The 24,340-nt window shown below is 70.9% G+C and carries 14 protein-coding genes; 5 read left to right on the top strand and 9 right to left on the bottom strand.

All coding sequences use genetic code 11. The features are described from left to right. Window positions 1–5: 5 nt before the first annotated feature. Window positions 6–2,105 carry a serine/threonine-protein kinase gene (locus QL987_RS02940; RefSeq protein ID WP_290156195.1) on the top strand — a complete coding sequence of 700 codons (2,100 nt, stop codon included), beginning with the start codon at window positions 6–8 and terminating at the stop codon, window positions 2,103–2,105. Window positions 2,106–2,323: 218 nt separating this feature from the next. Here QL987_RS02940 and QL987_RS02935 read toward each other — a convergent pair whose 3' ends face one another. The 9 genes from QL987_RS02935 to QL987_RS02895 form a co-directional block, all read right to left on the bottom strand. Next, window positions 2,324–6,586 carry an FtsK/SpoIIIE domain-containing protein gene (locus QL987_RS02935; RefSeq protein WP_290156194.1) on the bottom strand — a complete coding sequence of 1,421 codons (4,263 nt, stop codon included), beginning with the start codon at window positions 6,584–6,586 and terminating at the stop codon, window positions 2,324–2,326. A 48-nt stretch (window positions 6,587–6,634) separates the two neighbouring features. Continuing rightward, entirely contained in the window at window positions 6,635–7,993 is a 1,359-nt protein-coding gene (locus QL987_RS02930; protein ID WP_290156193.1) for a hypothetical protein, read from the bottom strand. Continuing rightward, window positions 7,990–10,665, bottom strand: a complete 2,676-nt coding sequence (locus QL987_RS02925) for a hypothetical protein (protein ID WP_290156192.1) — start codon at window positions 10,663–10,665, stop codon at window positions 7,990–7,992. Before QL987_RS02925 ends, QL987_RS02930 begins: the two co-directional genes overlap by 4 nt. A gap of 313 nt (window positions 10,666–10,978) precedes the next feature. Then, complete coding sequence (locus QL987_RS02920; protein WP_290156190.1) at window positions 10,979–11,428, bottom strand: hypothetical protein; 450 nt, start codon at window positions 11,426–11,428, stop codon at window positions 10,979–10,981. A gap of 30 nt (window positions 11,429–11,458) precedes the next feature. Beyond that, complete coding sequence (locus QL987_RS02915) at window positions 11,459–11,872, bottom strand: hypothetical protein (RefSeq protein ID WP_290156189.1); 414 nt, start codon at window positions 11,870–11,872, stop codon at window positions 11,459–11,461. 8 nt (window positions 11,873–11,880) lie between these two features. Further along, window positions 11,881–12,255 carry a hypothetical protein gene (locus QL987_RS02910; protein ID WP_290156187.1) on the bottom strand — a complete coding sequence of 125 codons (375 nt, stop codon included), beginning with the start codon at window positions 12,253–12,255 and terminating at the stop codon, window positions 11,881–11,883. 106 nt (window positions 12,256–12,361) lie between these two features. Next, window positions 12,362–12,556 carry a hypothetical protein gene (locus tag QL987_RS02905; RefSeq protein WP_253464950.1) on the bottom strand — a complete coding sequence of 65 codons (195 nt, stop codon included), beginning with the start codon at window positions 12,554–12,556 and terminating at the stop codon, window positions 12,362–12,364. A gap of 39 nt (window positions 12,557–12,595) precedes the next feature. Continuing rightward, a complete protein-coding gene (locus QL987_RS02900) occupies window positions 12,596–13,039 on the bottom strand; it encodes a hypothetical protein (protein WP_290156184.1) in 444 nt (147 codons plus the stop codon). A 57-nt stretch (window positions 13,040–13,096) separates the two neighbouring features. Continuing rightward, on the bottom strand, window positions 13,097–18,439 hold the full coding sequence (locus tag QL987_RS02895) for a DUF6531 domain-containing protein (RefSeq protein ID WP_290156183.1): 5,343 nt from the start codon (window positions 18,437–18,439) through the stop codon (window positions 13,097–13,099). 227 nt (window positions 18,440–18,666) lie between these two features. On the opposite strand from QL987_RS02895, the gene QL987_RS02890 reads away from it, so the two are divergent. From QL987_RS02890 to pstC, 4 genes are all read left to right on the top strand, one after another. Further along, entirely contained in the window at window positions 18,667–20,832 is a 2,166-nt protein-coding gene (locus QL987_RS02890) for an RNA degradosome polyphosphate kinase (RefSeq protein WP_111073826.1), read from the top strand. Beyond that, window positions 20,829–21,776, top strand: coding sequence for an NUDIX domain-containing protein (locus QL987_RS02885; protein ID WP_221851235.1), 948 nt, complete (start codon window positions 20,829–20,831; stop codon window positions 21,774–21,776). The genes QL987_RS02890 and QL987_RS02885 overlap by 4 nt, the downstream gene beginning before the upstream one ends. A gap of 304 nt (window positions 21,777–22,080) precedes the next feature. Beyond that, window positions 22,081–23,199, top strand: a complete 1,119-nt coding sequence (locus tag QL987_RS02880) for a phosphate ABC transporter substrate-binding protein PstS (RefSeq protein WP_111073828.1) — start codon at window positions 22,081–22,083, stop codon at window positions 23,197–23,199. 186 nt (window positions 23,200–23,385) lie between these two features. Continuing rightward, a complete protein-coding gene (gene pstC, locus QL987_RS02875) occupies window positions 23,386–24,336 on the top strand; it encodes a phosphate ABC transporter permease subunit PstC (protein ID WP_111073829.1) in 951 nt (316 codons plus the stop codon). Window positions 24,337–24,340 lie beyond the last annotated feature (4 nt).

Genomic DNA, 24,340 nt, shown 5'->3' with positions numbered 1-24,340 from the left:
GATCTGTGGCGGAGTACGGGCAGCACGCGCAGCGCTCCCAGTACGGCGAGGGGGAGCCGCTCGGCGCGTCCTACCGGCTGGTGCAGCTCCTGGGGACCGGAGCGTCCGGCGAGGTCTGGCGGACCGAGCACACCGCGACCGGTGAGCAGTTCGCGGCCAAACTGCTGCGAGCCGAACTCGCCGCGGAACCCGACGTCGTCGAACGGTTCGTCCGCGAGCGTTCGGTGCTCCTGGCGCTCGACCACCCCTCGATCGTCCGCGTCCGGGACCTCGTCGTCGAGGGCGACCGGCTCGCCATCGTCATGGACCTGGTCGGCGGCGGGTCCGCCCGCGACCTGCTGCTCGCCGTCGGCACCCTGCCGCCGAGCGACGCCCTGACCATCACCGCCGAGACCCTCGACGCCCTCGCCGTCGCGCACGAACGCGACGTCAGCCACCGGGACGTCAAGCCCGACAACGTCCTGCTCGACCACGAGTGGACCACCGGCAGCACGGGCGATGTCCGGGTGTCGGACTTCGGGATCGCCTCGGTCGTGGCCGAACGGGACCGCAAGACCACCGGCCTGCTCGGCACCCCGCAGTACATGGCGCCGGAGTCGATCAGCCAGGGGCGCTCCGGTCCGGCCGCCGACGTGTACGGCGCCGGGGTGATGCTCTACGAGCTGCTGTCCGGGCGGACGCCGTTCGCCGGGCCGGGCACCGACTTCGCCGTCGCCTACCGACACGTGACCTCCACCCCGCCGCGGATCGACGTCCCCGACGCCCTCTGGGCCGCACTGTCGTCGCTGCTGGCGAAGGACCCCGCTGCCCGGCCGTCCGCGGTCGACGCCGCCGCGACCCTCCGTCGTCTGGCCCGGTCGCTCCGGGACACCCCGGCCCTCGAGCGCGTCGACGACCCGGACGCATTCGACGAGGTCGAGCGGCCCGCGACGGTCGTGCGCGGCGGAGTCGGTGTCGGGAGCGCCCTCGCCGCGACCGACTCGGGTGACGCTGACTCGTCCGCCGTGGTGGCGGCCGAGGACGGACCCGTCGAACCCGGTCCCGAGCTCGGCACCGCCGGCTCGCAGACCGTCATCCGACCGCTGGCACGCCCCGTCCTGCCGGCAGCACCGGCCGAGGTCGAGACCACCCGCCGCCGCTTCACCCGACCCGACTGGTTGACGAACCGGATGCTGCTGCTCGGCGTCGTCGGGCTCGTCCTGGTCGTCGTGCTCGTCATCGCGGCCGTCGTCTGGCTGCCCGGCGCCGGGAAGAAACGCCCCGGGGGCAGCGCGACCGGCGCGCAGAGTGCCAGTGCCTACCAGCAGGACCGACCGCTCCCGACCGGGTTGACCACCACGCGCAAGGCCGTGGTCAACGCCTCCGCCGGCACCGTCGAGCTCTCGATCACCTACGCCGCGCAGACAGCGCCGCTGACCGGGCCCCTGCTCGAGGTCCTGCCCGCCGCGGCGAAGGGCGCCGACTGCCCCGCCGTCACCTGGAGCGGCGAGGGCATCAGCGCGAAGCGGAACCAGCCGTCGCTGACCGGCGTCGACACCGCCTGCGCGTGGAGCGTGTCGGGGGTCGACATCGAGGCCGGCGGCTCCGTCACGGTGCAGGCCACGGTGCCGGCGGACGCGATCGAGTCCGGGTCGGGGTCCGGATCCTCTGCTGGGTCGGGCTCCGGTGCGGGTGGTTCTCCGCTGCAGGAGTGGCTCGACGCGGTCGGCACCGCCACCACCGCCGCCGTGACCGACCAGTCCGTCAGCGGGACCGCGTACCCGGTGCAGCGACTGCAGGGCATCGACGTCCGCACCCCGGACCGCAGCGTCAGCCAGACCACGCTGCCCGTCACCCTGGTGCCGGTGTGGCCGAGCGGTGCGGACGAGCTGAACCCGCTGTACCGCAGTCCGAGCACCGGGCGGCCGTCCGAGATGCTCGTCGACGTCGCCGGCGGCGAGTCCGGCGTCCGGTTCGCCGACGGCTGCTCCGGCGCGCTGGCGGTGTCGTCCGACGGGCTGGTCGTGACCGCTCTGTCGGTGGCGCCGACCTGCACGGTGCGGGCCACGGTGGGCAACTTCACGAACCTCGAGAGCGACCCGTTCGGGATCACCACGCGCGACTGAGGTCGGTGCCGGGTGCGGTCCGGCTGGGCTGTCGGGGCCGGCTGGTCGCCGGACGGGAGGCGCGTGGCGGGGCCGCCACGCGCCTCCCGTCCGGCGGCCCGCCCGTCCGCCCGTGTGCAACGCGGAAGCGGCTGATCGGCGCGCAGGCCGTCGGCGCAGGTCCGTCGATTCCGAGGACCGGACGAAGCCGCGTCGACGGCGGACGGCGCGCCAGCAGGTCAGCTGGCGGCGGAGGCGGTCTGCACGAGGCGGACCGCGCCTCCCGAGGCGGCGTAGCCACGACCGACGGTCAGCGCCACCGGGGAGCGGCGAGGCAGGGTCACGCCGAGGAGCTCGCCGTCGTAGTCGACGTCCGGCTGCAGGAGCACGCCGCACCGGGACTTCCGGACCGCGCGCGTCCAGTGGCTGTACATCGAGCGGAGGTCGGCGGACCGGCCGGACGCGACGACGCAGAGGCCGGGGCGTTCGGTCGACAGCACCGACGCGATGCTCTGGTCGGCGTCGTCGAACCGTTCGGCGTCGTCGATGAGCAACAGCACCGGACCCCGCTCGAGGCGGAGGCCTGCCAGGAGCGCCGGGACCTCGTCCGCGCCGACGGCGACGCGGTCGAACGAGCCGGAGGCCAGCGGGGAGCGTCGGTCGCAGATGGCCCAGACGGCCGGTCGGACGCCGTCGGCGTTCCGCGCCGACTCGGCCAGGGCGAGGAGCACGGACGACTTGCCGGAGCGCGCCGGACCGGCCACCAGGACGTGTTCGCCGTCGTAGACCTCGAGGACGGCGGTACCGAGGTCGTCCTCGGCGATGCCGACCGGCATGTGCCACGGTTCGGTGTCGAAGCGGGCCGGTACGCCGAGGTCGGCGACGGAGACGGCTCCGGGGAGCCGGCCGACCGCGCTGGCCTTCGGCGTGGTGCCGGGCCACTGCCCGGCGACGGCACGGACGGCCTCGGTCAGGCTGCCGCTCGGCGTGCCGACGTGGGACTGCAGCTTGCTGATCGAGTCGATGAAGCGGCCCGGGACCGGCGGCGGGACGTCCTTCGGGCGGACACCGATCGTCGCGTAGTCGTACGGGTCGGCGAGGCGGAAGAGCCACTTCTGGGTGGTGACCTCGTCCATGGCCGAGGGGACCGCCTTCGCGCGGGTCGTCGTCACCGCGAAGGAGATGCCCAGCGCCGGGCCCTCGGCGTAGACGCGGTACAGGGCGTCGAGGAGCTGCTGGCCCTCGAAGTCCTGGTACTCGTCACGGAGCGCGGCGAGACCGTCGAGCAGGACGACCGCGCGGCGACCACCCGGTGCGGAACGGCGACGGTCGAGCTCGGTCCGGAGGTAGCGGAGCATGCGGGCCTGCAGTTCACCGGCACCGGCTCCGGACCCGACGTAGGCGCTGGTGTGCGGCAGGTCGGCGAGCGGGGCCAGGTCGCCGGCACCCATGTCGAGCACCAGGAGGTCGAGGTCCTCGGGGCTCGTGGTCCGCGCGAGCTGCAGGGCGATCGACGCCAGCGCGGTGCTCGTGCCGCTGCCGGGGATGCCCATGAGCATGAGGTTGCCCTCGTTGCGGTCCCAGCCGGTCGTGACCTGGCGCTGGTTGTCCGGGTCGTCGGCGAGGGCGACCGGGACCGTGCTCGGTCCGCCGGCCTGGCCGTGGGCGGGGACCAGGGTGTCGAGCGGGACGGAGGTGCCCAGGGCCTCCGGCCAGATCGGGCGGGGCGGGGCGTACCCGGCCTCGTCGTTGGCGGCCGAGATGGCGTCGATGAGCACGTCGAGGTCGGTGAGGTCCGAGGCCGCCGGAGCGCTGAAGGCGATCGGGGCCGGCACACCGAAGACGTCGGTCGGGCGGACGGTGACCGGCTGCTCGGCGCGGAGGTCGCGGGCACGGCCGGTGACCAGCGCGGTCTGGACCGGCGTGATGTCGTCCTGCCCGAGCTTCACGTAGGCGCGACCGGTCTGCTGGCGACCGATTCCCGCCGCGGAGGGGACGCCGATGACGTTCGTGGAGTCCTCGCGGCTCTGCACCCGCAGGGCGACGCGCATGTTCGTGTTCGCGAGGATGTCCTCGCTCACGACACCGGCCGGCCGCTGGGTCGCGAGGATCATGTGGACGCCGAGGGTACGACCGACGGCAGCGATCGCCACGAGCGAGGTGAGGACGTCCGGGAAGTCCTTCGCCAGCATCGCGAACTCGTCCACCACGAACAGCAGGCGCGGCATCGGCTCCGCTGGCTTCGTCGCCAGGTACGCGTCGAGGTTGTCGATGTCCGCACCGGCGGCGGCGAACACCCGCTGCCGACGGCCGAGCTCGGCCTCGAGGGCACGGATCGCCCGGTCGGCGAGCTGCTCGTCGAGGTTGCTGATCGTGCCGATCGTGTGCGGCAGCCGCTCACAGGCGGCGAACGCGGCGCCGCCCTTGAAGTCCACGAGCAGGAAGTTGAGGCGCGTCGGGTCGTTGCGGGCGGCGAGCCCGGCGACGAAGGACCGCAGGAACTCGCTCTTGCCGGAGCCCGTCGTGCCACCGACCAGGCCGTGCGGGCCGTCGCGGACCAAGTCGATCTCGAGGACGCCGCTCTCCGACGAGCCGATCGGCGTCGAGAAGCCGGTGCGGGCCTCCCAGGCGGCTCGGATGGCGGCGGCACCGGACGGCTCGCTCGCGCTGGCCGCGTCGGTCAGCAGGTCGGGCAGGCGGACGAGGGCCGGCAGCGACGCCCCGGGCACCAGGAGTTCCGGGTCGTCGAAGTGGGCGACGTGGCGGGCGCAGAGCTCGGCGGCCTCGGGCGACAGTCCGGCGAGCACGACGTCCTCGACGCGGGTCCGGTCCTCCGGTCGGTAGACGGTGGCCGCGGCGTCCGCGCCGACCGTGATGATCGTGGTGCAGGCAGCGGGGAGCTGCTGCTCGTTCGTCGCGATGACGATGCCGCTCACCCGGCGCGGACGTTCGCCCGGACGGCGCACCTGGCCGAGCGCGCTCCGACCGTGGCCCAGCAAGCTGCGGGCCGGGGCGTCGCGGCCCTCGGTGAGGACCTCGGAGTCGATGAGGACGAGCAGCTCCGGCGTCGGCAGTTCGTCGATCGACTCGCGGAGACCCCGGAGGACCGCCGCACCCTGGTCGCGCTGCGCCGACATCCAGCGCTGGCCGGTGCTGCTGCCGGCTACGCGGGCGTGCGGCAGCCAGGAGGCCCAGGACCAGTCGTCCTCGCGGCCCCGGTCACAGAACACGCCGACGGTCAGGTCGGCCGGTCCGCAGTGCACGGTCGCCTGGACCAGGAGGCTGCGGGCCAGTGCGAGGGCGCCCTCGCGGTCACCGACGATCCCGACCACACCGGCGTCGCTGAGGTCGGCGACGACCGGCGCGGCGGTGAGCTTGCTCGACTCGATCGCGGCCTTCGCGTCGTCCTCGAGCTTCGTCTGCGTCGCTCGCGAGTCCAGTTCCGGCCGCCAGGGTGCGTCCCCGGTGCCGGCGTGCAGGCTGAGGAAGTCGACGTCATCGGCGCGACGCTGCCACAGCGTCGTGGAGGGCAGGAGCGCGCGACGGACGACACTCGCCGGATCGGGCACGAGTTCCTGCCGTCGAGCGGCCTCGATGGCGGCGGCCGCGGTGATCTCACCGCTGAAGCCACGGACCGCCTCGGCGAAGCGCTCGTCCTCTTCCTTGAGGTTCTTGGCCCGGCGGTGCTTCTGCTCGAACCACATGCCGATCGCCGTGACCGGGCTGAGGAGGGCGAAGAGCGCGAACCGGGCGTCGCCGAGCAGGAGCACCATCGCGCCGGCGAGGACCAGCGGAGCCGCGACGGTGATCCAGCTGAACTTCGACGCGGGCGGCACGTCGCGCTTCGTCGGCGGGGACACCGGCTCGACCGCCGTGTTGCGGCCGGGACGGGGCGGGCGGTTGAAGGGAGCCGTCGCCGCCGGGGTCAGGTTCGGCAGGGAGCCCGGCGCGGGCACCGGTGTCTCGTGCAGGTCCGGGCGGACGAGCAGGACCGCCCCGCCCACGATGACGCTCGTGCCGACGGTGACGAGCACGCCGTCCTCGTCGAGCCGCTCCCCCGCCACCACGGTGCCGTTCGTGGAACCGGCGTCGCGGATCCGGACGCCGTCGTCCTCCCGCTCGATCGTGCAGTGCTCCCACGAGGCGCTCTCGGTGGGCAGGACCAGGTCCGCCTGCGGGGCGCGGCCGACCACGAGCCTCCGGGACCGTGGCACGGACACCACCGCACCGGTGACGAGCCCACCCGCCAGGGTGACCGTCCAGCCGTCCACGAGCTGCGGGCGTTCCTCGGGCGTGCGGGCGATGCGTGAGCCCTCGAGCAGGACCAGGTCACGGAGGGGCGTGTCGACGCTCGTCCGGTGCCCGTCGACCGCGAGGGTCGTGCCGGGCTCCAGCGCGAGGCCGATCGCCGACGCGATCAGTTCGCCGAGGCAGCTGGCGTTCGCCCAGCCGTCGACCTCCACCGCTTCACGTCGGTCGTCGAGCTCGATCAGCAGACGCATGCGCGGTCCTCCTCGTCCGTGGGGTGGTGGGTACTGCTCTGCCGGAGGTCAGCGAGCCGTCGAGTCCTGGAACCAGACGAGCGACGCGGTCTGCTCGGTCGTCGCCGGGCGCAGCCCGAGCGTCTGCGAGGAGGCCGCGAGCACGGTCGCATCGGTGCGGAGGGCCTGCTGCTGCCGGAAGTCCAGCGCCGGACCGGCGATGCCGTCGGACGAGTCGAGACGCAACGTCGACAGCGAGTCCGCCACCTTCGACGGCTCGACGCTGCGGGCAGCACCGACGGCGCGGACGAGCGCGACGACCGCATCGTGACTGCGCGAGTCAGCGGCCCACGCGACCGCGCTGAACGGCTGGTCGGCGGTGAGGTTCTGCGCGTCCGCGTCGTCGGCCAGGACCCGGACCCCGCCGAGGAACGCGGACATCGAGCGGCCCTGCGCATCCGAGGTCAGGGCGCGCGCGTCGTCCGTCGCGACCCCGGTCGAGACGAAGGTGCCCGACAGGCTGCCGTTCGCCTCGGCCAGGGCGGTGCCGAACGCCGGGCTCGTCGCGTCCGGGGTGAGCACGACCGGGACGGTGACGTCGGCGGACTGGAGGGCAGCAACGAACGCCCCCTGGCGGGCGGCGGGACCGCTCACCACGACCGCGTCGGAGTCGGGCTTCGTGGTGTCGGTGTCCGTCGGTGCGGCGGTGGCGTTCGACGTCGCAGTCGTCGGGGTGGCACCGGTCCGCTCGGCCACGGTCGTCGCGAGCGCGGCGTCGTCGGCCGAGTCGGCGGCGTCCATCACGTGGGCGAACCGGATGCCGGACGGTGCGCCGCCACCCAGGTCCACGAGCAGCGGCGAGTCTGCGCCGCGGATCGCGCGCTGCGTCGCTGCGCTCACCGAACTCCGGGACGGTGCGGTCGACCAGGACCCGTCACCGCCCTCCGCGTAGGGGAGCACCACGGGGACGCCGGCATCGGAGGCCGCGTCGAGTGCGCCCGAGACGTGCGCTCCTGAGGAGGCGACGACGATGCCGGCCACGCCGCTGTCGACGAGCTGCTGGACGGCACGCTTCGCCCCGCTCGCACTGCCACCGTCGTTGCGGGTGACGAGTTCGACGTCGGTCCCACCGAGGGTCAGGCGCTTCGCCGCCACCAGGGCGCCCTGCGCGGCTTCGTCCCACTCGGACCCCTCGCCGTCGCCGAGCGTCACGACGACGCCGATCTTCGTGCCGTCGGGAACGTGTGCGACCCGGATCGGCACCGGGATCGTCGCCGGCACGGCTTCGGCCGCCGGGGTGTTCCGGTCGATCACGAAGACCACGACGGCCAGGACAACGGCGATGACGAGCACCGCCAGGGCCACGATGACGAGGGGCTGCCGCGGGCCGCGGGCGTCCTGCGTGTCCTCGGCGGCCTGGTGCGTCATCGTGCGGCTCCGATGCTGAAGGCGTACAGCGTGGTGGAGGTCGCGCCCTTCGGCACGTCCATCCGGAACGCGGGCAGGGCGGTCGCCGCGTCGAGCGAGGCGCGGAACTGCTCCTGCTGCAGCAGGATGCCTGCCACGTCCTCGGCACGGACGTTGGCGTACCCGGCGGCGTTCTGCGAGGCGAGGGCCAGCTGGTAGTCGGCGGAGTCGGACTTCGCCGCGCTGGTCGCCATCGCACCGAGGATGCCGGACCCGTTGACCTTGCGGTCGCCGAGGTCGAGCATCACGCGGTTGAGGTCGCCGGTGAGCAGCGTGCTCGCACCCTCGACGTCGCGCGTCGATGCCGTGGTGCTCGCGTCGATCTGCGCGAGGCTCTGCTTCGTCTGGGCGTCGACCGCACTCGCCAGGGCGGCGTTCTCGCGCTCGAGCTTGCCCTTCTGGCCGTCGATCGTGCCCTTCGCGCCCGCCGTCACGTCCTTCGAGGTGGAGCGGAGGCCGGCGACGGACTGGTCGAACGCCTTGATGACGGCAGCGTTGCTCGTGGTGGCCTGCGCTGAGACGTCGCGGACCTGCTGGTCGATGAGGGCGTCGATCTTCTTCGAGGTCTCGGCGTCTGCGTCAGCGAAGGCGTCCTTGACCTTCTGTGCGAGCGCGTCCTGGTCGGCCTTCAGGTTGTCCAGCTTGAGCTTGATGTCGTCGCCCGCGGTGTTGGCCGCTGCAGACGCGTCCTTGAGGCGCTGCAGGGCTCCGGTGACGGTCCCCTGTCCGGAGTCGACACTGTTCTGGACCGCGACGCGGGCGTCGTCGACCTGCTTGAGGGTCTCGTTGAGGGAGTTCACGGCGCGGCCGATCGGCGTCGTCTGGTCGTCGACGTCGGTCAGGAGGAGCACGTTGTCCCAGCGGGTCGTCTGGTCGGCGAGTCGCTGCTCCATCGTCTGGCCGTAGAGCGCCGGTGGCGTGAGCTTTCGTCCGTCGCCTTCGTCGACGCACGGCGTCGTGGTCAGGTACGAGCGGAGTTCGTCCGCCTGCTGCTCCGTCAGGCCCGGGAGCGTCGGCAACGTCGGCAGGACGCCGCCGTCGTCGGACTCGGAGGGAGCGATCATCTGACAGATCCGCTGCGCGAGTGCGGCGTTCTGCGCCTGCATCGAACGAGAGAGCCCTGAGTCACCGACACCACCGATGACGTCACGAGCACCGTCGGCCTGACTGTGGACCGCTCGGAGGCGATCGGTGATCGGCTGGACGCCACTCCGTGCCGCCGCGATCCGGTCCTGGAGGGTCTGCAGCGCGGTCCGGGTGCCGTCGGCCCCTTCACCCGAGTTCTGCGAGAGCTCTGCGAGGATCTGGTCGATCCCCGCCAGCTGCCCGTCGAGCTTCCCGTAGCTGGCGATCGCGTCGTCTGCGAGTTGCGGGCGGAGGCTCTCGGCCAGGGAGTCACCCGTGGAGACGAGTTCGGTGAGCGCCTGCGTGATCGTCGTCGAGGACGCGAAGAGCGCACACGTCAGCGACGACTTGTTCGCCGGCACCGCACAGTTCGTCGCGTCCGGCTTCTGCGGCCCGACCGACGATGCCAGCTGCGCGCTGACCTGCTGCTTGCAGGCCTCGCTCGCATCCGCGTACCCGGCGAGCTGAGCGGACACGCGCAGCAGGTTGCCGTAGACGCTGGCGCCACCGGTCGCCTGCCGCGGTTCCGCCGCACAGCCGTTGCCGTCGATCGCGGGGGTCGGCGCGGTCGCAGAGGTGTCACCGAGGAGCGCGTCCAGGCTGCCGGTGGTCTCCTGCAGCTGCTGCAGGACCGTCGACTGGGTGCCGCTCACCGTCGACCCGAGGTCGCCCTTGAGCGAGCCGAGCTGCCCCGACAGTGACTTCATCGTGCTGGCCAGCGACGAGCTGCTCTCCTTGAGCCGCTCGGCCGTCCGGACACCGAGGGTCGCGGAGGTCGTCTCGAGATTCGATCGGACCTCGGTGATCGTGCTGCCGGCGCGCGCCAGGACCTCGTTGACCTGGGAGATGAGGTCGATCGTCCGCCGCTGCAGTGCCAGCTCGGAGTCGGTGTCGGACCCGAAGGCCGCGTTCACCACGCCGGTCGAGGAGAGGTCCGTCGAGATGCCCGGCTGCGCGGCCATGTCGAACGACGGTGCTGCGAAGTCGTCGACGTTCGCGACGAGGTGCAGGGTCGTGCTGGCTCCCGACGTCGGCGGAGCGAGCAGTCGTCCCCACTGCACGACCGCGTCGCCGTCGCCGTTGGCGCTCACGACACCGTCCGTCGCGGTGGCGTCGTCGGACGTGTCGGTGACGATCTTGCTCGGCTTCGTGCCGGGCAGGACGGTCGACGCCGCGATGCTGAAGGGAGCGCCGACGAGGGCCGGGGTCGTCCGGGAGGCGCCCGCCACGTCGTACGTGAGGTTGCGGGACCGCACGGTCAGGTTCTCGACGGTCAGGTCGATCTCGACCCGTCCGGAGTAGCCCGCCAGGTCCGCGAGGTCGGTACCGCTCTTCTTGGCGGTCGTGTACTGGGTCGTCACGCGGAGCGGCAGGTCGGTGGCGGCCTTCGCGGTGTCGTGCTCGGTGACCGACGACGATGATCCGTCCTTGCCGACCGAGATGGCAGTGTCGGAGATCGCGGTGATCGACCCGTCCGCCGCCAGCTTCGTGTCGACCGTCTGCAGCACGCGCGACGGCTTCTCGACCGTCTGGTCCGACGAGGTGCACCCTGACAGCACCAGTGCAGCAGCACCCGCCACCGCGACAACGGCGAGCGCGCGGCCGTTCCTCGTTCGTACCCCTGGATGCAGCATGCGCAACGACATTGACGACCGTCCCCCTCAAGAACCGACAAGCGTGTTGATCTTAGCCGGGCAGCGCACCTCCCGGGTTCCGTTCTCCACAGGCTCGGGCCTCCCCCGTTCGGGCCACGTCGGGTGACGACCACGCTCCGCGGTCCCTCGCCGTTGCCGACGCGTCCCGGATGGGAGGCACCCTGGATCAGGGTTGCTCGCGGAACCCGAAGACGACCACTCGCTCACGCACGCTGACGAGGACTTCGCGGAAACGGAACGAAGCTGCGCCGATCTCGAAGCGGATCCGGCCTCCTCCTTCGATCCGAGCAGCGATCGCTTCCTTGTTCTCAGCCGTGACCCCTCGCCGGAGCACGAGCGGTCCGCACTCCCTCGTCGAGATCTCGACCTGCTCGAACGACGATCCGATCCCCTTGCCAGACGAGCTCGATCCGACGTCTCCCTCGGCGGCTGTGACGGTGCACGTGACGGAGATCACGTGGGACCGGTCGTAGGCATGCAACGCGTACGACCCGCCGAGGACCAGCACCGTGATCAGAGCCATCGCGACCAGGATCACGACGACGAGGACTCCGCCTCGTCGTCGTTCGGGCTCCGCGTCAGATCCGGCTGCGGTACTCACGACGCGCTCAGCCATGCCGCACCTTCCATGATGACCTTCGACAGATCATGCGGGTCGGTACCCGAGCAGTTCCGGAGATGCGCCGAACACTCGCAGCAGACTCCGCAGCGTCAAGGATCCGTCGCCGACCTCGAGGTCGTACCTGGTTCCGCTCTTGAAGCTCGATGCGACGTCACGGCTGTTGTCCTTCGTGACTCCCTCACGCAGGACGAACTTGCCACACTCGCGTGACTCGATGACGACCTGCGGTGTCGATGCGCCGACGCCCTTCGCCGAGCGCGAAGATCCGGTGCTCGCTTTCGCGGAAGAGACCACGCATACCAACTGCAGGCGGTGTGCGTCGTCGTAGGACCGGAGCACCGTGGGCCCGGCGAGGAAGAACGAACTCACGAAGACGATTACGAAGGCCCACAGCACGAACAACACCCATGCCGTGGACTTCGACATCTTGCGCTTCACGCCAGGCATCATGATCGCCGATCTCGCGCAGCTCGCAAGCGGAGGAAACGCAAGTGACCGCCGAGAACCGCGCTTCCGAAGGCGCTCGCGATGAAACTCGGGATGAGGATCAGCCATGTCCCACCGATCTGACGACTGGTGAAGATCACGGCGAGCATCAGTATCACCAGCACCGGCGACCCGACGCTCGCCGGGCAGAGACAGAAGACTCCGCCGATGATCAACAGCCCACCAGCGGTGCCGATGAGAGCGATGGGCAGAACCCCCGCAACTCGGTCTCCGACAAAGACGACGGGGAAGACGACTCCCATGATCACCCCTGCGACGGAGACCACCAGGGCGATCGGTTGCTGAGCCGTACCTCGATCAGTTGTCGACTTCATCGAGCACCTCCTGTACCTGGACCGTCATGAGCTGCGTCCGAACGGTTGTCTGCCGCCGGTCCCGGTAACTCCTCGACGGACACGTGGGCGTAGAAACAGATGGGTTTCACGCTCGTCGTCGCTCCGTGAAGAACACTGCCTGACGGATGTCGTTCAGGAGCGGATGCAGCTGGTCGGAGCCCGCCCCGACCTCGAGCTTCCATGTCGTCCCGGGCGCAAAGCCATCAGCGATGGAGTGTTTGTTGCCGGCAGTCACACCCCAGCGCAGCGTCAACGTCTCACAATCGGACGTCTCGATCACGACCTGGTTGCTCGAGGACCCCACGCCTTCAACTCGACCTCAGGCGCGTCGGAACTCCTTCACGAACACTGCCTGCCGAATGGTGTTCAGGAAGGGATGCAGCTGGTACGAGCCTGCCCCGACCTCGAACTTCCACGTCGTCCCGGCCGCGAAGCCATCAGCGATGGATTCCTTGTTGTCCGCCGTCACACCCCAGCGCAGCGTCAACGTCCCGCAGTCCGACGTCTCGATCACGACCTGGTTGCTGGACGAACCGACACCCTTGACCGAGCGCGAAGACCCCACGCCGGTGTGGGCAGAGCGCACCTCGCAGGTCACCTCGGTGCGGTGGGAGGCGTCGTACGCCTTCAGGGTGATCGGACCGACGAAGATCACGAGCACCGGCACCAGGACCACCAGCACGAGGATCCCGATCGCGACGAGACGATCACGGCGCTTCGAGCGCCTCGGCTTCGTACGGGCATCGGTCTTCGATGAAGCCACGGTCATTCTCCTCGTCCTTCCGATCAGCGGCGGGCGCTAGTGCAGCGGTCTCGTCGATCAGCCGACACCGGAGACGGTGCCGTTGATCCCGTCCTGGAGGTAGTCTCCAGGATCCTTGCCGACGAGGACGTCGTTCACGACGCTGGCCGCTCCACCCGCGACGTGGTCCACGACCCCGTCGACCGCGCTGTTCCAGCGAGCGATGTTCGGGGCGACGCCGCCTTCGGGCAGCCGCACATGGCGTCCAGTCGGGAACCGCGGCTCGATGTCCAGACGGTCGAGGACTGTGCTGCTCGCCTTTCCGGCCCCCAAGTTGAACGCGGCTCCGGTACCGAACCCGACCGCAGCGTTCTGGACGTACCCGCCGACCGTCTGGTTCTCGCCGTTGAAGGCGTAGTCGGTCATGTTGGAAGCTGCGCCGGAAGTCCCCGCAGCGATCGTCGATCGTCCCACCGTCGAGAAGATCGGCGCTGCGGCGCGTTGCACCACCTGCCCTCCGACGTTGCCGACCGCTGGCGCCAGCTTCGACAGCCCGAGAGCCGCGCCGCCTCCGGCTGCGCCACCGACGCCGCCGATCACCGCGTCGACTCCGGCTTTGTTCCAGTCGACGGATCCGTTCTGGAGTTTCTGGGTCCCGACCGAGATGCCCCCGGAGATGAGGGCTCCGGAAGCCGCCATGAGGGCGACGCCTGCGGGTCCGCCGACACCGGTGCACATCAGGACAACGCCGGCGACGATCGCGACCCCCGCGATCAACATGGCGTGCTCGTCGGCCCATGTCTTGAGGCCCCCCTGGTGCGCATCCCGGTACGCCTGCAGGTCCTTGTCCGTCGCCGGCCGCAACCCCAGCGGGTCGATCGCGTGCAGCGGGTCGTTCCCCGCGTAGGAGTACGGGTTCCCCGCCCAGCCCGCGCCGACGATCGGCGCCAGCGGGTCCGTCGACAGGAACCCCTTGGCCACCGGGTCGTACACCCGGGCCCCGAGCCACTCCATGCCGCCGATGCTCAGGCTCCCACCGGGGGTCAGCCCGATGCCCGCCGGCAGCTCCGCTCGACCGGCAGCCCCGACCGTCGACGCCAGGAGCGCCCACGGATCGGCCGCATCGGTGGCCCGTTCTCCGCGCCATCCCGACGCCGTCCAGTCACCGTCGAGAGCGACGATGCCGCCCGGCAACTCAAGGACAGGCGTCGCTCCGACGGAGGTCAGGGACGGCACGCCCGCGGCGGTGTCCCACCAGACCTCGGCCCCGCCCGCCTCGGCGACCTCGCCCAGGGCGTCGGTCCAGACCTCGATCCGGCCGGTCTCGCCGTAGGACGCGTCCCGTTCGACGACGCCGGCCAGGAAGCCGAGGTCCGACCAGGCGTACTCGGTGGTGGACCCGTCGGGAGTGGTCCTCCGGACGCGCCGCCCCAGCCCGTCGTGGACGTACTCGGTCCGGGAACCGTCGGCTTTGGTGGTGACGAGCAGCTGACCGGCAGCGTCGTACTCGTGCCGCTGTTCGGCGCCGTCGACGGTCTCGGCGACGAGACGGCCGCCCGCGTCGTACTGCCAGGTGCGTCCGGAGCTGCTGTCGTCGAGGGCGCTGTCGTCGAGGGCACTGACGAGTTGCGCCGCGGCGTCGTGACCGTAGACGACGCGGCCGTCGGATCCGGCGATCGCGCTGATGCGGTCGTCCTCGTCGCGTTCGATCCGGGTCGTCGTGCTGCCGTTCGGCGTGGTCACGGTGTGCTCCACGAGCGACCCGCGCTCGTAGGACCACGACTGGATGACGTCACCGGTCGACGCCTGGACGATGCGGCCCAGCGCGTCCGAGCTGAAGACGGCCGGGGTGAGGCCGTCCCGCTCCACGGCGACGATCCGGCCCAGGACATCGCGACGCCACGTCGTGCGCCGCCCGTCGGGGTCCGTGCGCGCCGTGCGGCGTCCGTCGGCGTCGTACTGCCACGACGTCGCCCGTCCACCGCGGCTGCGCCGGACGAGCAGACCGCGTCGGTCGAAGCAGAGTTCGTGCTCGGTGTCGAGCCCGGGGCCGCGGGTGTGGTCAGTGACGACGACCGCTCGGCGAGCGGTGTCGTACGCGGTGTCCGCGACGACCGCTCCGTCGACCGAGAGCTGCTCCTCACGCCCCGCCGCGTCGTAGGTCCACCGGAGCACGTGGCCGTCCGGGTCGGTCTGCTCGGTCCGGCGGCCGGCGGCGTCGTACCGCGCGGTCGTGCTCCGGCCGAGCGGGTCGGTGATCCCGGTCAACCGGCCGGACCGGTCGTACGCGTACCGGGTGACCCCGCCGAGCGGGTCGGTCGCGCCGACCGGGTGCCCGTCGGCGTCGTACGTGTAGGTCGTGACCCCGCCCAGGCCGTTCTCGGCCTCGACGAGCTGACCGGCGGCGTCGTAGCGGAACCGACGTCGGCCGTGACGGGTGTCGTGGACGGAGACGAGCCTCCCGGCCGCGTCCCAGCGCCAGCGGGCCGTGCCCTCGCCCGGCGTGGTGCGCGCGACCACGCGCCCGACGACGTCGTACTCGGTTCGCTCGACGTCGCCCGTGGGCAGGGTCCGCGCGATGACGCGCGACTCGGCGTCGTAGGTGACCGTCGTGCGGTTCCCGAGGGCGTCGACGGCAGCCGACGGACGGCCGCAGGCGTCGTACTCGTAGGTCGTCCGCTGGCCGCTCGGTGCGACGATCGCGATGATCCGACCAGCCAGGTCCCGCTCGAGGCGGGTGAGCCCGCCCTCGCCGTCGACCAGCTCGACCGGCCGACCACAGGCGTCGTACGTGACGAGCTCGGATCCGGTCTCGTCCGAGGTGACCTCGACGGGGCGCCCGAACTCGTCCGAACGGACGGTCGTCGTCGCGAACGCATCCGCGAGGGTGGCGATGCCGGTCGCCGGGTCGTCGGAGAACTCACGCCGGACGCCGGTGGGATCGGTCACCGCGCGCAGGTCGCCGTTGACCCCGTACTCCCGCCGCCAGACGGCGCCGGTCGGGTCGACGACGGACTGGAGGCGCGACAAGGCGTCGTGCGCGAAGGTCCAGGACGCGCCGCTCGGCAGGGTGACCTGCAGCGGGTTGCCCTGGTCGTCGTACGTCCGGCGCGTCGTCCGACCGAGTGCATCGGTCGTGGCGGCGAGTTCGCCGTCGGCGCCCCAGGCGAGGGCGGTCCGCGCTCCGGTCGGGTCGGTGACGGCGCTGACGCGCCCGCCGACGGTGTACTCGGCCGTCCAGGTCGCACCGTCGGGGTCCCGGCGGGCGATGACCTGCCCGGACGCGCCGTGGCGGTACTCGGTGCGGGCACCGGTCGGGCTGACCGAGGCGACGGCGCGGCCGGCGTCGTCCCGCTCGATCCGTGCGGTGTCCCCGACCGCGTTGGTGACCGCGACGAGCTCACCGGCCGCGTCGTGGTCGAGGTCGAGGGTGACGCCCGTGGGGTCGACGACGCGGACGAGCAGGCCGTGCTGCCAGCGCAGTTCGGTGCGGCCACCCATCGGGTCGGTGACGACGGCCGGGTCGCGCTCGTCGCCGTCGTACTCGTACGTGACGACGCTGCCGCTCTCGGTGACGACGGTGGTGACCCGGTCGGCGTCGTCGTACCCGTAGGTCAGGTCCCCGCCGGTCGGCGTCACCGTCCGGATGCGTCGACCCCGCCCGTCGTAGGCGTGCACGGTGACCGAACCGTCGCGTTCCGTCGCGGACACGAGGTTGCCGTGCGGGTCGTAGCTCATCGACTGCCGACGGTCGTCGGAGTCGATGACCCCGACCAGGCGTCCCTTCGGGTCGGCGATCCAGCTGTTCGACCGCGTGCCGTCGTGGTCGGACACCACCGTGACCCGACCGGGCAGGTAGGCGAAGCGGACCCGTCGACCGTGGGGGCTGATCTGCTGGACGACGCGACGGTGCGCGTCGTAGGTGTTGTCGACCTCGAGCACGCCGTCCGCACTCGTGACCGTCACGACGAGGTCGTCGTCGTCCCAGCCGTACGTCCTCGTCCCGAGCGCCGTGGTCGCCGACAGCAGTCGTCCCCGGGCGTCGTACCCGTACTCGACCCGGCGTCCGTCGGAGGCACGCAGCAGGGCCACACGGCCGTCGACGTACTCGACGTCCACGGAGCGTCCTCGTTCGTGTCGCAGCCGCAGGACGGCATCGTCGGCGTCCCGTTCCACGTGGACGGCGGTGCCCGGTCCGGCGCTCTCGCCGAGCCAGAGTCCGGCCGGCGTGAAGTCGATGCGGCCGCCCTCGTTGTCCCGCACGACCAGCAGGTCGTCTTCTGCGGCGAGCCACCGGTCCTCGCCGACGCCGCGTGCCCAGCCGCTGCCGGCGCGGGGGAAGCGGACGAGCCGACCGTCGGCGCCGACGAAGGACGCCCCCTCGTCGTCGAGGAGCAGCCGGGTGTCGAGGACGGACGCCCAACCGGGGCCGAAGAGCCCGACCCGCCGGTCGAGGGAGTTGTACATGCGCGTGAACCGGAGCGATGCGGACGCACCGTCGTGTGCGAGGTCGAGCTCCGGCTCGAGGAAGTTGCCGGTCGTCGTGTTCACCGGGTCCATCGAGTACCCCGTCGTCGGCTGTGCGCCGTACGCCGTGGGCGGATCGATCTGCAGGTCGGTCCGGTTGGCGGACACTCCCGCTGCCTGGAGCGCTGCCCCGAGCGCGGCGTCCGAGACCGTGGAGACCGTTCCCTCGCCCCCGGCGGCGGCGAAGGCATCGGCGATGGTCGTCGCCCACGCGACGTCCTGGTCGTTGGCGGCGAGCCACCGTTCGAACCCGGTGACCAGCCCGTCAGCGTTGATCGTGCCCCACGAGCACCGGGATGCGAAGTCGGCCAGCTTGCCGCGGAGCAGTGCCGGCTTGCCCGACAACTCGGTGTTCAGTGTCGTCGAACCGGTGGCGAAGGACCGGAGGTCCTCGGGCTTGGCCGACGACGTGCCGGCTCCCCCGCCACCGGCGCCCGGCGACGGCGTCTGCCGTGGCTTCGGTTGGACGTCGGCCGGACCGAAGGGAGGCGCGGGCTTGTTCTCGATGTCGGGCGGGTTCCCGGTGCCGAAGGTGTCGTCCCACCACTTCTCGAAGCCGTTGCGGTCGGCCTGCTGTTCCTGCCACTCGCGCGCCTTGCGGCGGCGTTCGCGCTCTTCCGCGGCGGCCGCTTTCATCTTGTCGACCCAGCCCGCCACGGTGCGCATCATGTCCGAGATGGTGGAGCCGTCGCTCTTCGCGATGCTCGCGTTCTCGGTGAACAGGTCCGAGAAGTGTCCGCGGAACTCCTGCGACGCCGTCGACACGTACGACTGACGGCTCCCGACCTGCCCGTCGATCGCACTGGCTGCGCCGCGCATGGCGCTGCTGAGCGCATCAGCGGTGGCGTCGTCGAACTCGATCGGATCGGTGTTGGCGTGCAGCTGGTCAGCCATGCTGATTCGTCCCCCGGAGAGATGGTGCTGGTCGTGATGGTCGACGAGCCCCCGCAGCGGATCCCCCTGGAGGCCGTGACCTCGACCAACATACCGATTCGTCCACCCGCTCGGCGCTGCCTGTGGACACCCGCACCGTCTTCCACATCACCGCCCGTTCACCCGCTGTCTCCACAGGCGCTACCCGGGCAGCCCCCGGTGCAGGGCGCTGGTGGCAGGATGTCGCCATGGACACCGAACCGCAGCTCGACGGCGACTCCGTCGCGAACGACCTCGACGACTTCGACGAGGTCGTGGAGATCGAGCACGAGTCGCTGCCCTCCGACCGCTACTTCGACCGCGAACTGAGCTGGCTCCGTTTCAACCAGCGCGTGCTCGAGCTCGGAGAAGACCGGACGCAGCCGCTGCTCGAGCGCGCGAACTTCCTGGCGATCTTCGCCTCGAACCTCGACGAGTTCTTCATGGTCCGCGTCGCCGGCCTGAAGCGCCGCATCGACACCGGCATCGCCGTCCCGACCAACGTCGGCCGTGCGCCCAGCGACGTCCTGCGCGACATCGCGATGAAGGCCCACGAGCTGCAGGAACGCCACGCGAAGGCGTTCATCGGGTCGCTGAAGCCCGACCTCGACGCTGCCGGCATCCACGTCGAGCACTGGTCTGACCTCGGTGAGGACGACCGGCTCCGGATGCGCGAGTACTTCTCGGAGCAGATCTTCCCGGTGCTCATGCCCCTGGCGGTCGACCCGGCGCACCCGTTCCCGTACATCTCCGGTCTGTCGCTGAACCTGGCTGTCCGGGTGCGGAACCCGAAGTCCCAGCGTCAGGAGTTCGCGCGCCTCAAGGTGCCGCAGAACTACCCGCGCTTCATCAAGCTGCCGGACGACAACTCCGGCCGCCTACGCTTCATCCCGCTCGAGGACCTGATCGCGAACCACCTGCCCGACCTGTTCCCGGGGATGGAGGTGCTGGAGCACCACGTGTTCCGCATCACCCGCAACGAAGACGTCGAGATCGAAGAGGACGAGGCCGAGAACCTCATCCAGGCGCTGGAGCGCGAACTGCTCCGCCGCCGGTTCGGACCGCCGATCCGGCTCGAGATCACCGAGGACATGGACCCGGTGACCCTCGACCTGCTGGTGCGCGAACTCGACATCACCGAGCAGGAGGTCTACCGCCTGCCGTCGCCGCTCGACCTCGGCGGACTGTTCGAACTGGCGAAGCTGCCGCGCCCGGACCTGCACTACCCGCGCCACGTGCCGACGACCCCGGTGCAGTTCCAGCCGGGCGAGCCGAACACGAAGCCCGACCTGTTCCGCGCGATCGCCGCTCGGGACGTCCTGGTCCACCACCCGTACGAGTCCTTCGCGACGAGCGTGCAGGCGTTCCTCGAGCAGGCCGCCGCCGACCCGAACGTGCTGGCGATCAAGCAGACGCTGTACCGCACCTCCGGCGACTCCCCCATCGTGGAAGCGCTGATCGACGCGGCCGCGGCGGGCAAGCAGGTCCTGGCCCTCGTCGAGATCAAGGCGCGCTTCGACGAGCAGAACAACATCACGTGGGCACGCAAGCTCGAGAAGGCCGGCGTGCACGTCGTCTACGGCCTGGTCGGGCTGAAGACCCACTCGAAGCTGGTGCTCGTCATCCGGCAAGAGGGTGGCACGCTCAAGCACTACAGCCACATCGGCACGGGCAACTACAACCCGAAGACCTCGCGCATCTACGAGGACATGGGGCTGTTCACCTCGGACGACACGGTCGGCAAGGACCTGACCCGTCTGTTCAACGAGCTGTCCGGGTACGCGATCGAGAAGAAGTTCAAGCGTCTCCTGGTCGCGCCGCTGCACCTCCGCAAGGGCCTGGTGAAGCGCATCCAGACGGAAGCGGAGAACGCCCGCGCCGGCAAGCCCTCGGGGATCCGCATCAAGGTCAACTCGATGGTCGACGAACAGATCATCGACGCCCTGTACCTGGCGAGCCAGGCCGGGGTGCCGGTCGACATCTGGGTCCGCGGCATCTGCTCGCTGAAGCCGGGGCTCGAAGGCGTGAGCGAGACGATCCGGGTCCGCAGTGTGGTCGGGCGGTACCTCGAGCACTCCCGGACGTTCGCGTTCCACAACGACGGCGACCCCGCGGTCTTCATCGGCAGCGCCGACATGATGCACCGCAACCTCGACCGCCGCGTCGAGGCCCTCGTCCGCCTGACCACCCCGGCGCACATCACCGAGGTGCAGGAGATGTTCGACCTGGCGATGGCCGAGACGACCAGCTCCTGGCACCTCGAGTCCGACGGCGAGTGGAGCCGCCACTCGACCGACGACGACGGACGCCCGCTCGCCGACGTGCAGAATGTCCTCATGCGGACCATCTCGGCACGGAAGCGTTCCACTCGGTGAGCGGTGGGCAGTCGGGCCCGGTCCTCGCGGCCGGCGCCGTGGTGTGGCGTGACCAGGACGGCGAACCGCTCGTCCTCCTGATCCACCGCGAGCACCACAAGGACGTCTCGTTCCCCAAGGGCAAGGTGGACCCTGGCGAGAGCATCCCCGAGGCCGCCGTCCGTGAGATCGACGAGGAGACCGGGTACCGCGTGCACCTCGGCGCTCCCCTCGGTCTGGCCGAGTACGTGCTGCCGAGCGGTCGCGACAAGGTCGTGCACTACTGGTCGGCCCGGGTGTCCCGGAAAGAGGCCGAGCGCGCGGGAGCGTTCCGCCCGAACGACGAGGTCGCCGCCGTCGAGTGGGTGTCGATCGACGACGCCCGAGCACGTCTGACCTACGAACGGGACGTCGCGATCCTCGACCGGTTCGCCGAACGTGCCGCCGCGAACGAACACGACACGTTCGCCCTGATCGCCCTCCGGCACGCGAAGACCGTCCCCGGCTCGGACTGGGACGGTCCCGACGCCACCCGGCCCCTCCTGCCCCTCGGTCGCGCCCAGGCGAAGGCAGCCGCTGCCCCGGTCGCGGCGTTCGGCCCGAAGAAGATCGTCAGCAGCACCGCGGCCCGGTGCCTGGCGACCGTGGAACCCCTGTCGGCGCGGACGAAGGTCGGGGTGTCCGACACCCCGGACATCTCCCAGGACGCCCACGAGCGGGGGACTGCAGACGTCAAGGGCGTCGTGCGGAAGCGCCTCGACAAGGCGAAGACCGCGGTGCTCTGCTCGCACGGTCCGGTCCTGCCCGACATCGTCGCGCGGATCGCCACCGACACCGCCGACGACACGACGGCGTTCGACCTGCGGCGTGCCGCCATGCTCTCGGTCGGAGAGTTCGCGGTGATGCACATCGCCGGGCGCAAACTCGTGGCCGTCGAGACGCACCGCAACTCCGTCAGCGTCTGACGCCGCGCCGCAGCAACACCGGCAGCGCAACAGCGCAGCGCAACAGCGCGGCGCAGCAGCGCCGGAGCGACCGCGCGGAGCAACAGCGCCGAGCAGCACCGGCCGGTGGGCAGCGTGCCCCGATCCTGCTCCTGCGCCCTCCCCGGTGTCCGGCGACCCGCACCGAGTGAACGTCGCGTTCACCTCCCGTTCACCGGGGAGCGTCATCCCGGTCACCTCTCGTCCCTACAGTCACTCCCGGGTCAGCACCGGCCCGGGGACCACACAGCGGTCCCACTGCACTTACATTCCCGAAGGGACCCCTGTGAACATCAAGCGAATCGGCTCGATCGCGGCAATCGCGATCGCCGGCGCCGTCGTGCTCTCCTCCTGCGCGGCGAACGAGGATGCTGGCAACGGCGGCAACTCGTCGTCGCCCGCCGCCTCCTCGGGTGTCGACTACTCGAAGCTCTCCGGAACGCTCACCGGCTCCGGCTCCTCCGCACAGCAGACCGCCGAGGCGACCTGGGCCTCCGGCTTCCAGGGTCAGGCCTCCGGCGTCACCGTGAACTACTCGCCCGACGGTTCGGGCGCTGGCCGCAAGAACTTCATCTCGGGTGCCGCGGACTTCGCCGGCTCCGACGCGGCCCTGTCCGAGGACGAGCTCGGCGGCAAGTTCGCCGCCTGCGCCGCGGACTCGAAGGCCATCGACATCCCGGTCTACATCTCCCCGATCGCGATCGCCTACAAGGTCGACGGCGTCTCGGACCTCACGCTGGACGCGAAGTCCATCGCGGGCATCTTCTCCGGCAAGATCACGAAGTGGAACGACTCGGAGATCGCGTCGCTCAACGACGGCGTGAAGCTGCCGGACGCCGACATCACCGTCGTGCACCGTTCCGACGACTCCGGCACGACCGAGAACTTCTCCGAGTACCTGTCGGAGAACGCGGGCGACGCCTGGGGCAAGGAGCCGAGCCAGACCTTCCCGTTCCAGGTCGGTGACGCGGCGGCGAAGACCTCCGGTGTGGCCTCGGCCATGCAGGGCGCCTCGAACGCCATCACCTACATCGACGACTCCGGCGCCGGTGACCTGGACAAGGCCAAGCTCATGGTCGGCGACAAGGCCACCGAGATCTCGGCCGAGGGCGCTGCGAAGGTCGTCGCCGACTCCGACGTCGCGTCGGGTCGCGAGACCAACGACCTCGCCATCCAGATCGACCGCAAGGACACGGCCGAGAACGCCTGGCCGCTGGTGCTCGTCTCCTACGCCATCGCGTGCCAGGAGTACAAGGACAGCGCCAAGGCCGACCTCGTGAAGGCGTACCTCGGGTACGTCGTCTCGGCGGACGCGCAGAAGGCCGCGGCGACGGAGGCCAAGTCGGCCGCCCTGTCGTCCGACCTGGGCGAGAAGGCCGCCGCGGCGGTCAAGTCCATCAAGTAAGTCCGCAAGCGCCCGGACGCCGGTCCCACCCACCTGACCGGCGTCCGGGCTCTCGCCCGTCGTGACGCGAGTCGCCGGAGCGAGCTGCCGGAACCGGCGGCCTCCCGCACCGGTCACGGCCCTGACGCTCCACCTCTCCCCCGAACCCCTCGCGCTCACCCGGCGCGATCCTCCGACAGGAGCCCCATGACGACCGCACCGGTCCGAGACCAGGACATCGCCACCCCGTCCAAGCCGAAGGCCGTCGTCCGCATCGGCGACCGGGTGTTCTCCGCCGCCTCCGTCGCAGCCGGCAGCCTGATCCTCTTCGTCCTCGTCCTCGTCGCGGCGTTCCTCGTCTGGCAGAGCATCCCGGCCTTCAACGCCGAAGCGGGCACCCTGCCGAACAGCGCTGCGAACTTCTGGACCTACGTCGGCCCGCTGGTCTTCGGCACGGTCTGGTCCGCGTTCCTCGCGCTGATCATGGCGGTCCCGCTCGCGATCGGCATCGCGCTCTTCATCTCGCACTACGCACCGCGTCGCCTGGCACCCGTCCTGGGCTACGTCATCGACCTGCTGGCCGCGGTGCCGTCGGTCGTCTACGGCCTCTGGGGCATCGTCGTCCTGGCCCGTTTGGTGAAGCCGCTCTACGCGTTCCTCAACGAGCACTTCGGCTGGATCCCGCTGTTCTCGGGTCCGCTGTCCGGCACGGGTCGCACGATCCTCACCGCGTCGATCGTCCTCGCGGTGATGGCCATCCCGATCATGACCGCGGTCATGCGCGAGATCTTCCTGCAGGCGCCCACCCTCAACGAGGAAGCGGCCCTGGCCCTCGGCGCGACGCGCTGGGAGATGATCCGGATGTCGGTCCTGCCGTTCGCCAAGTCCGGCATCGTGTCGGCGATCATGCTCGGCCTGGGTCGTGCGCTCGGCGAGACGATGGCGATCGCCCTGGTGCTGTCCGTGTCGACGAACATCACCTTCCAGCTCCTCACCCCGCTGAACCCGTCGACCATCGCGGCGAACATCGCCCTGCAGTTCGCCGAGGCCTCCGGGACGGCCCTGAACGCGCTCATCGCGTCCGGCCTGATCCTCTTCGTCATCACCCTGGTCATCAACATGCTCGCGCGGTACATCGTCCGCAAGCGAGTGTCCTGACGGG

This window comes from Curtobacterium sp. APC 4022, from assembly GCF_030407555.1.
Lineage (GTDB): Bacteria > Actinomycetota > Actinomycetes > Actinomycetales > Microbacteriaceae > Curtobacterium.
The sequence above is the reverse complement of the archived record's forward strand: the minus strand, read 5'-3'. Positions and strand labels throughout refer to the sequence as shown.